The 9,494-nt window shown below is 70.9% G+C and carries 7 protein-coding genes and 1 pseudogene; 2 read left to right on the top strand and 6 right to left on the bottom strand.

Going from position 1 to position 9,494, the window contains the following annotated elements; all coding sequences use genetic code 11:
• A pseudogene (locus QNJ12_RS22330) lies at positions 1 to 894 on the top strand (hypothetical protein); the annotation flags it as partial.
• A gap of 67 nt (positions 895 to 961) precedes the next feature.
• Here QNJ12_RS22330 and pgk read toward each other — a convergent pair.
• Entirely contained in the window at positions 962 to 2,200 is a 1,239-nt protein-coding gene (pgk, locus tag QNJ12_RS22325; RefSeq protein WP_300626097.1) for a phosphoglycerate kinase, read from the bottom strand.
• A 4-nt stretch (positions 2,201 to 2,204) separates the two neighbouring features.
• Positions 2,205 to 3,221, bottom strand: coding sequence for a type II glyceraldehyde-3-phosphate dehydrogenase (locus QNJ12_RS22320; protein WP_300626095.1), 1,017 nt, complete (start codon positions 3,219 to 3,221; stop codon positions 2,205 to 2,207).
• A 194-nt stretch (positions 3,222 to 3,415) separates the two neighbouring features.
• On the opposite strand from QNJ12_RS22320, the gene QNJ12_RS22315 reads away from it, so the two are divergent.
• Positions 3,416 to 3,832, top strand: a complete 417-nt coding sequence (locus QNJ12_RS22315; RefSeq protein WP_300626093.1) for a hypothetical protein — start codon at positions 3,416 to 3,418, stop codon at positions 3,830 to 3,832.
• Positions 3,833 to 3,931: 99 nt separating this feature from the next.
• On the opposite strand, the gene QNJ12_RS22310 is transcribed toward QNJ12_RS22315, so the two are convergent.
• The 4 genes from QNJ12_RS22310 to QNJ12_RS22295 all read right to left on the bottom strand — a co-directional run bounded on the left by QNJ12_RS22310 (position 3,932) and on the right by QNJ12_RS22295 (position 9,450).
• Positions 3,932 to 4,228, bottom strand: a complete 297-nt coding sequence (locus tag QNJ12_RS22310; protein ID WP_300626091.1) for a 4a-hydroxytetrahydrobiopterin dehydratase — start codon at positions 4,226 to 4,228, stop codon at positions 3,932 to 3,934.
• A gap of 49 nt (positions 4,229 to 4,277) precedes the next feature.
• On the bottom strand, positions 4,278 to 5,090 hold the full coding sequence (locus QNJ12_RS22305; RefSeq protein ID WP_300626089.1) for an LLM class flavin-dependent oxidoreductase: 813 nt from the start codon (positions 5,088 to 5,090) through the stop codon (positions 4,278 to 4,280).
• 75 nt (positions 5,091 to 5,165) lie between these two features.
• The gene (locus QNJ12_RS22300; RefSeq protein ID WP_300626088.1) at positions 5,166 to 6,092 is read right to left on the bottom strand and encodes an FAD-dependent oxidoreductase; all 927 of its coding nucleotides are present in this window, start codon (positions 6,090 to 6,092) and stop codon (positions 5,166 to 5,168) included.
• 28 nt (positions 6,093 to 6,120) lie between these two features.
• On the bottom strand, positions 6,121 to 9,450 hold the full coding sequence (locus tag QNJ12_RS22295) for a hypothetical protein (protein WP_300626086.1): 3,330 nt from the start codon (positions 9,448 to 9,450) through the stop codon (positions 6,121 to 6,123).
• Between the last annotated feature and the right edge of the window lie 44 nt (positions 9,451 to 9,494).

The raw sequence follows: 9,494 nt of genomic DNA, 5'->3' as shown, positions 1-9,494 counted from the left end.
CCCTCCCCCACGTCCACCACGTCCCCCACCTCCCCGACCTCCACGGGCTCCGAGCTCTCGCCTGCTCCGACCCGCCGCAAGCGCGGCGCCGGCCACATCGTCGCCATCGTCGTCGCCTGTCTCCTGCTGTTGCCCGGGTTCGGTCTGCTGACCGGTGGCGCGGCCGTCGGGCTGGCGCAGGCGTTCGCCACCGACGACGACGGGTACTTCGACGTCGCGCTGGACCGCGTCGAGAGCGACGGCGTCGCGATCGCCACGCACGATCTCTGGATGGACGACGTCGACGACGACGCCGGCCCGTGGGTGCTCGGTTGGCTCGACGTCGACCTCCGGCTCCGGGTCGACGGCGCCGCATCGACCGACGACGTGTTCGTCGGGATCGCCCGTTCCGCGGACGTCGAGGCGTATCTCGCGGGCACCGAGTACTCCGAGGTGCGCGAACTGGACGACCTCAGGCCGCGCTACCGCCAATACGCGGGCGGCACGGAGATCGGCGAACCCGTGTCGCAGGACTTCTGGACCGTCAGCACCGTCGGCACCGGCGAGCAGGTGCTCGACTGGGAGGCTCGCGGCGGACGCTGGTCGATCGTCGTGATGAACGCCGACGGATCGGCCGATGTCGCCGCCGACGTCGACGTCGGCGTCCGCTCGGGTCTCGTGACGCCGATCGCGGTCTTCCTGCTCGTGACCGGTGGGATCACCGTGACGCTGGCGATCGTGCTGATCGTGATCGGTGTCCGCGGCCGTCGGGCACCCGAGGCCCCCGACCACGAGGTGCTGCCGCCGCTCGGCCCGCAGCCAGGAGGCCCGCTCCCGCCGCCGGCGCTCGACGCGGCGGCGCAGCTGGACGACCGGCTCGACGACGACGCTCGCCAGCCGACACCGGTCGGCTGACGGGCGCCACCTGCTGGACCGGCGCCGACGAACGGGCATGCCCGCCGGTGGCGGGCAGCACCCACAACTACCCGCGGAACGCCTCCAGCAATGGCAGCGGCTGGCCGCTCACGAACCGGATGAGCGCGCCTCCGGCCGTGCTGACGAAGTCGACGTCGTCGACGTCGATGAAGCGGTGCGCGCTGGCCACCGTGTCGCCGCCACCGATCGCGGTCATCCCGGGTGCGGCGGCGACGGCTGCCCAGAGCCGCCGGGTTCCGACATCGGCCCCGGCCTGTTCATAGGCACCGGCAGGGCCGTTGACGAAGACGGTGCCGGCGGTCGCGATCAAGGCCTCGAAGGCCGAGATCGTCGCCTCACCGATGTCGACGATCATCGATCGGGCCGGGAGCGCCGCCACCGGCAGCTCCCGCCGCTCGCCGCCCTCGACCACGGCGACGTCGGCGGGCAGCGCGATGCGGTCGCGATGCTCCCCCAGCAGGACCTTCGCATCGTCGACGAACCGGGTCAGGTCGCGCTCGGCGATGAACCGCTCGGTCGGCTCGCCGAGCTCGGCACCGTCGGCGACGAGGAAGAGCTCGCCCAGCACGCCCGACGTCAGCACCCGGTCGGCGAGCCCCTCGTCGAGCACCCGCCCCATCATCGAGAAGCCGTCGGAGACCTTGAGGCCGCCGAGCAGGAACACGGCGGGACGAGCGGGCTCGTCGAGGATCCTGCTCAGCCCATCGACCTCGGCCGTGAGCAGCAGGCCCGCCGCCGACGGCAGCAGCCGCTGGAAGCCGACCATCGACGGGGCGCGACGGTGCGCGGCGGCGAAGGCGTCGTTGACGTAGAGGTCGAACAGCGGTGCCAGGTGCCGGACGAGGTACGTGTCCGCCATCTGCTCGGGCGTCAGCGTCACGTCGCGCTCGAAGGTCGTCAGCTCCTCGCCGTGGATGCGGATGTTCTGGAGCAGGAGGATCTCGCCGTCGGCGAGCGCCTCGATCCGGCGCAGGGCCTCGGGTCCCGCCACGTCGTCGACCCACTGGACCGGCCGGCCGAGCTTCTCACTCAGCTTGCCGGCGTGCTGCTCGGTCGAGACGAGGTTGTGGTAGTCGAGCGCGTCGCCCTGATGGGCGATGATCACCAGCCGCGCCCACCGATCGGCGAGATGACGGATCGTCGGCAGGCTGCGGTCGATGCGCGCGTCGTCGACGATGCGCTTGGTCGCCGGGTCGAGGGGCGAGTTGATGTCGACGCGGAGCAGCACGCGCTTCCCGCCGACCTCCGTGTCGGCGACCGACGGGAGCTTCGGGACCCGCGGCAACGACTCAGATCCCGAGGTACTTGTCGGTCGTGGCAACCGCCTCGCTCCCCGTCAGGTTCATCTGCATCGCGGCGCGGATCGCGTCGATCGTCTCGGGGATCGTCACCGCTTCCTGCGGGATGTTGATCGCGAACACGATGTCGTCGCCCGACAGCCCGACCATCTCCTCCCACAGGCCGATCTCGAACATGTCGGCGCGCGGGTACTCCATGTAGCGGGCCCACTGGAACAGCGACGAGTTCGAGTTGAAGCCGTCCTCGATCCTGACGACCTTGATGCGTGGATACGACCGGAAAGCGTCGATCGCGGCATCGACCGACATCCTCTGCCTCGGCGTCACCGAGAGCGTGATGATGTGACCGTGCGTGACCGGGGTGTGGATCAACATCCCGGTCGCCTCGATGTCGGGCATGATGTGCATCAGGTCCACTGCCTGGTGGTTGGGCACCGGCTCGACCTGCAGCACGTTCGTCAGGCCGCGGTGCGTGTCGCCCGGATCGGCAACTCGGCGGACGATCGTGATGAACGTCTTGGCCACGCCCACCGCCCGGTGGATCGCGTCGACGCTGCGGATCAGGCCGGTCGTGTTGCACGACGTCAGCTTGAGGTAGTCGACCCCGAGGCCCTGCTCGTAGTTGACCGTCCCGTGGAAGAACACGTCGGCGACCTCACCGGCCTCGCCGCCCTGGAAGACCGCCTTCACGCCGTGCTCGAGGTACTTCTCCTTGTTCTTGGCGCCGATGCCGCCGGGGGCCGAATCGAGCATGATGTCGACCTCGCCGAGCAGGTCGTCGAACGATCCGCTGACGGGGATCCCGGCGCCCCCGAGGGTCGCCTCCGACCCCGGCACCGCGGCGAACAGGGGGAACGGCATGCCGCGCTCTTTGAGCGCGCGGACGGCGAGCGTCGGCGCGACGTCGGCGACGCCCACGAGCTCCATGTCCTCCTGGGCGATCACGCCGGCGGCGAGACGATTCCCGATGACCCCGTAGCCCGCGACCCCGACCTTGACCTTGTTCATGTCCATCTCCTTCACTCGCCGGAGCGTGCGGTGTGACGCCGGCCGGCGGCGCGGACCGACACGGCACTCCGTAGGACATCGTCGCGAGATCGCCGTCGTCCGCCCAGAGGCTTCAGGCCTTGTGCCGGGTGACTCGGCGCCTTGCCCCAAGCGGCCATCTCCGCTACGAGTGGGGCCGAGACAGGAGTGTGACGATGAATGACGAGCAGCCGACGACCGTGGCTCGAAGTGGCTTCTTCCCGATCGTCTCGGGCGACGCAGTGGACATCCGCCATGCCGGCGCAGGCGCGATTCTCGCGAAGGGTGACGTCCACCTGCACCAAGGTGGCGCGCAGATGCTGCGCGTCGGCGGCGACCTGTCGATCGAGCAGGGTGGCGCCCAGACCGTGCTGTCGACGGGCGACGTGAACGTCCGGCAAGGAGGCATGCTGGTCGCGGTCGGCCGGAGCATCGAGGTGGCCGACGGGCGGGTCGGGCTGGCGCTCTCCCCGAGGGTCAGCCTGACGAACTCGCGGGCGCTGCTCGGCCCGGCTCAGGCGCTGGCGGTCGGTGCCGGATTCGGCGCCGTCGTCGCCGTCGGCCGGCTGTTGTTCGGCCGACGACGCCGCTGAGCCGCCGACGGGCGCACCGGTCGGCCCGGCGAGCACGGCGCCGAACGCGGCGCCGGACCGGCGGACCCTCGGCGGCTCGCCGACTGCCGGACGCAGGCGTCAGACGCCGGCGAGCTCGTTCATCTTCTCGGCGAGATCGACGTCGAACGGGCTGAGGCCGCCGACGTCGTGGGTCTGCAGGTCGACCACGACGGTCTTGTAGACGTTGGACCACTCCGGATGGTGGTTGCGCTTCTCGGCCCAGATCGCCGCCCGGGTCATGAACCCCATCGCCTCGACGAAGTCGGCGAAGACGAACTGACGATGGAGCTTGCCGTCGACGATCGCCCAGCCGGGCAGGCGCTCGATCGCGTCGCCGATCTCGTCGTCGTCCAGGAGGCGCAGCTCGAGTTCCATCGGGCCAGCATCGCGCGCGGCGAGAGCGGCCGCTCGGCAGCTCAGCCGCTCAGCCGCCGGGGCCGGCAGCGACCCGGGCGAGCATCTCGTCCAGCGAGCCACGCATGTCGTGAATCGTCTCGAGCCACCACGTGGCACCCGCAGCCTCGTAGTCGCGCCAGCTCGACGGGTCGTCCGGCGACGACGCGCCGGCCACCGCCACGTCGAACCCTTCGCCGCGCCCGATCACGTCGAGACGACGAGCGAGCTCGTCGCCGCCGAACACGCGAGTGCCGTGCTCGTCGACGGAGGCACCGGCGTGGTAGCCGTCCATGAGTGTTGCCCGGCGGAGCGCAGCCCGACTGCTGCCGCCGACCCAGATCGGTGGCCGCGGCTGCTGCACGCCCGTCGGCGCGAGCGTCACGCCGCGTATCGTCACCGACGACCCCTCGTGGTCGACCGCCTGACCGCGCAAGAGCCGATCGACCACGTCGAGCGATTCGTCCAGCGCGACGGCGCGCCCGGCCGGATCACCCGGCTCGCCGAACGCCTCGAACTCCTCCTCCACGCCGCCGAGCCCGACACCCAGAACGAAGCGGCCGTGGGAGAGGCGATCGAGCGCCGATGCCGCCGTCACAACCACCTGCGGGCGGCGGCGCGGGAGCGGGCACACGCCGATGCCGAGGCGGATCCGATCGGTCGTGGTCGCGGCCGCTGCGAGCGAGATCCACGGATCGCCGCACGGGATGCCGATCGCCCAGGCGAGGTGGTCCCAGTGGAACAGGCCGTCCCAGCCGGAGGCCTCGGCCGTCGTCGCGACCCGGGCCACGACCGACGGATCGGCGTACGACCCGAACCCGGTCACGTCGATGGCGAAGCGCACGACCCGAACGCTACGGCACCGCACGCCGTCGCGGTGTCGTGTGGCCAGCCGGAGCGGCGGGGTGCGGCGATGCCCCTACGCTCGACGGGCGCCGACCAGCAGGTCGCGCACCTGCTCGGCACAACCCCACGACAGCAGGTAGCCCCGGCCGGCGTGCCCGTAGTTGTGCACGATCCGACGCTCGCCGTCGTGTTCGAGCTCAACCCGTGGCCGATCGCGACCCGGTCGGAGACCGACGCGCACGTCGACCGGAGGTGCGTCGCGAAGCCGCGGCTCCAGCGCCAGCGCATCGGTCAGGATCCGCTCGGTCTCACGCGGGTCGACCGCGAGATCGGCGACGCCCGCTTGCCGCGTGCCGCCGAGGACCACCTCGTCCGACCTGGGGTACACGTACGAGATCCGCCCCGGATCCGATTCGTCGGCGATCCCGTCGACGACGTCGGGGGCCTGCACCACCACGACCTGCCCCCGGATCGGTTCGAGGCCTCGATCGTCGGCGAGTTGCGCGGCGCCGAGGCCGGTTGCGTTCACCACGTCGCCGCGCACGTCGTCGAGCGATGCGACGTGGCGCATCGTGACGGTGCCACCGAGCGATTCGAGCTCGCGCCGGAGCCAGGCCAGGTAGCCGGGCGGCTCGATCACGAACCCTCGGATCGCGAGCTCGGCCGCGTACCCGGCGGGTGCCCTGCGGCGTTCGACCCACGACGTCGACTCCCACCAGATCGGGCCGGGGTCGTCGCGATGCAGGGACCGATGAAGCAGCGGGCGGACCGACGTCGACGGATCCGCGGCCAGCTCGGCGAAGACCTCGCGCGTCCGCAGCGCCCAGTCGGCCATCGGCTGCTCACCGGTGACGCCGGGGATCGTCCAGATCGCACCGGCGACCCATGAGACGAGCTCGTCGACCGGCCGATCGGTGACGACATGAGCGTCGACGCCGGCGCGTCTGAGCGCGACGGCCGACGTCAGGCCGGACACACCCGAGCCGACGACCGTGACCATCGCCAGAGCCTCTGCGAGTCCTGGGGGGCTAGGCGGTCCGCGACCACCGATCGAGCGTCGCCGGCCCGATGGTCCACTCGACGCGGGCGATGCCGCCATCGCGCGCCAGCACGCTGCGTGTCGCGTCCGCGGTCAGCGAGAGCTCGTCGCGGACTTCGGCGGCACCGTCGCTACGGATCAGCGCGACGCGATCAGCGTCGCCACGCTGGATCGTCATCTCGACCCCGCACACCGTGAGCGACGCCGAGCCGTCGGCTGCGTTGCGCGGTGGGAGCACCTCCTCCGGACCGATCAGCCCCGGCCACAACGACAGGTGACCCGCCACGAGGCGCAGGCCGAGCTCGCCGAACCGGGTCAGGACCTCCTCCTTGACCTGCCCGGTCATGCCAGGCTGCTGTGCCCCGGCGTGGGACGGGGTGTGCGAGTAGCAGTCCGTCGGGAAGGCGCCGTAGACGCCGGGTTCCTTCCGGAAGCCGAGACCCGATCGGATGCGTCGGTAGGCGTGGACGAGCTGCTCGGCCACATCGGGCGCCGCTCCCTGGTCGACGGCGGACCAGTACGCCTCCTGCACCGCCAGGAGGAGCTTGGCGACCATGTGCCAGTAGACCGACCCGATGCCCTCGTAGCCGTACATGCTGCCCGACCGGCCGGTGAACGATCGGTGGCGGAAGACCTCCTCGTACACGCGCTGCACCGCGGCCCGATCGGCGTCGGCGAGGTCGGTCTCGGCCAAGAGCGCGGCGAGAGCGTCAGCGTTGGTGGCCTCGGGTCGGAACCGCAGGCCACCGCCGAGGTCGGTCGTGACGACCCTGCGGGGTGGTTCGTCGAGGCCGGTCGTGGACCAGAGCTCTGCCGGCACGGTGTTCCGCTCGAGGAACGGCGGGAGCTCGACCACCGGATACAGCACGAACGTGTCGAGGTCGGCCCGGTACATGTCGGACTCGAACAGCGCGTCGATCAGGGCGAGCGCCTCGTGTGCGTCGAGCACGCCCGACGACAGGGCGGCCACCTGCCCCTCGAGCATGGGTCCGAGGTGATCGACCTGCGCGGTGTCCGCCGACGGGAAGGACACGAGGTTGTAGGAGTGATAGAGGCCGTCGGCACGACGCGCGACCCTGATCGAGGCATCCAGGTGCTCGATCGCCCGGCTGAGCAACCGACCGACGCGATCGACGGGAACGTCAACGGCGGTGAAGCCGGTCCGCTCGCGACCTCGGCGGTGCTGGGCCGCACGGACGGAACCGAGCGCATCGACGACGGCGCGCCGGGTCGTGGCGTCGGTCGGCCGCGGGGCGAACTCTTCGAGCACGTCCGCGAGGTCGTCGAGCCACGTCGCGACCGTCGAAGTGAGCGTGACGGTCCGAGCGTCGGCGAGGTGGTCGCGGACGAAGGCGAGGTAGCGGCGGAGGTGGGCGAGGGTGACCATCGACAGCCCGGGCCCGGCGAGCGCGTTGTTGGCGTCGTTCCACTCGGGCCGCTGGGTGTTCATCCAGATCCCGCCGCCCGGCACCAAGCTGCTCAGCTTGCCGAGCGCCGGGACCAGCAGCTTCTCGGCGAGACCGACCCGGAGCAGCTCGCCGCCGGCGTCGACGACCAGGCGCCCGTCGGCACCCACCGCCTGCTCGCGGCGTTCGATCTCGTCCGCCCGGTCGTGGTCGAACGAGATCGTGTTGCGGGGGTCGAGGACCATCTCGGCGTGATCGGCCACCCGGTACGGCACGTCGGCGTACACGAACACCGCACGGTCGAGCCAGTCGCCGATCGCGCCCGGTTCGTGCTGGTCCCATGCCTCGAGCAGGCGCAGCAGGTAGACGATCTGATGGTCGCCCCAGTAACCGATGTTGCCCCATGGGTCGTCGGGGTCGGGTGCTTCCCAGTCGATGCCGGCGCGGGAGATGCGGTACGGGTTGTACCCATCGAGCGTCGAAGCGTTCACGAACTTGGCGACGACGTTGGCGAAGTACGCCGGGAACGACCGCAGCAGCGCCTCCCAGTTCTGGAAAATGTCGCGCCAGTTGCCCTCGAACGACAAGAGCTGGTCGCCGACGTCGTCGCGGACCCTGATCGAGAACTGGTTCCAGGGCCGGCTCGGGTCGCCGTGCCGGCGCGAGAACGTCAGTGGCAGGTACTCGAGCACGAGCCGAACCAGGTCGCCGTCACCGGTCTCGAGGGCCGCACCTCGCAGCGCCACCGCGTCGATCCACTCGTCGAGCCCGGCGAGCCAGGCTCCGTGCCGTGCAGCGACCCCGTCGTGGTGGGAGGCGACGAACGCTGCGAGGTCGCGGGCGGGCACCCGATGACCGAACGGGAAGACGCCGCCGCGCATCGAGTTGAACAGCACGTTCGAGAGGTGGTGGGCATCGGCGATCGGGTCGGCCGTCGACTGGAACGCGTCACCGCTCGCGAGCAGATCGCGGAGCCCGTCCGACCCGGTCTGCACGTCGTCGAGGACCGGCTTGCCGGCGTGTGGATCGGTGGCGATGCGCACCGTCGCCAGCACCTCGGGGTGACCGAGACCGGTGTCGGCGACGATCGACCAGGACGTCGAGCCGCCGGGCGTCACGTGGACCGGGCCGCGCAGCAGGTACGCGCCCGGCCGCCCGGTGAGCAACGAGCGCGGGTCGCGTTCGTCGCCGTCGATCATGGCCGTCACGGCTCGGCTGTCGAGGTCGAGATCGGCGCTCTCGAACCCCCACGACCACACGGTCGTCGCAGTGAGCGCCTCTCCCGGCTCGGCACGGTCGGTGATGAGCGATTCGACGTTGTAGATCGCGAGGGTCCCCCACGGCCCGGTCTCGGAGCGCTTGTACGCGTCGACCAGGTTGGAGCGGATCTGCTCGGTCAGCGCGTCGACACCGGCCGGCATCACGTCGAGCAGGCCGTCGAGCACTTCGAGGTCGGCACCGTCGCCACCCTCGTCGACGAGCTCGACCGTGCGGACCCATCCGTAGCAGCCCGAGGGCATCCAGGTCGCGCGGAACCGGAGACGCCAGTCGGTGTGCTCCTCCTCGAAGATCAACCGGTCGCCGAGGACGCTCTTCGCAAGGGATCGTGTGCACCCGGGAGTGAGCTCGGTGTGGAGCGGCCGCCACAACTCACGCCGGCCGGCGTGCGTTCGGGCGATCACGGTCACGGGTCCGACCGCGCCGGCCGCACGATGGATCTGATCGTCGGTGACGTACGGGAAGAGCGCATGGTCGGCGTCGATTCGGCCCGCGCTGAGCGCACCGTTGCTCGACACGAACATCCACAGATCGCTCTCGGACACGACGGTCGTGAGGAACGGCTCCATCTCCTCGATGCCGTCGATGCGGTAGCACTCGACGCCGCCGACCGACGTCAGCCCACCCGTGATCATGCGATCCACCTTTCCACAGCTCGGTCGGGAACCGGCGCCCCGCA

Source organism: Ilumatobacter sp., assembly GCF_030065885.1.
Taxonomy (GTDB): Bacteria; Actinomycetota; Acidimicrobiia; order Acidimicrobiales; family Ilumatobacteraceae; genus Ilumatobacter.
Note: the sequence above shows the minus strand (reverse complement) of the source record. Positions and strands in the feature narration are given on the sequence as shown.

Coding starts and splice junctions, on each gene's coding strand:
- QNJ12_RS22320 (WP_300626095.1), bottom strand. CDS start 3,221: ATGAACAAGGTCAAGGTCGGGGTCGCGGGCTACGGGGTCATCGGGAAT.
- QNJ12_RS22315 (WP_300626093.1), top strand. CDS start 3,416: ATGAATGACGAGCAGCCGACGACCGTGGCTCGAAGTGGCTTCTTCCCG.
- QNJ12_RS22310 (WP_300626091.1), bottom strand. CDS start 4,228: ATGGAACTCGAGCTGCGCCTCCTGGACGACGACGAGATCGGCGACGCG.
- QNJ12_RS22300 (WP_300626088.1), bottom strand. CDS start 6,092: ATGGTCACGGTCGTCGGCTCGGGTGTGTCCGGCCTGACGTCGGCCGTC.
- QNJ12_RS22295 (WP_300626086.1), bottom strand. CDS start 9,450: ATGATCACGGGTGGGCTGACGTCGGTCGGCGGCGTCGAGTGCTACCGC.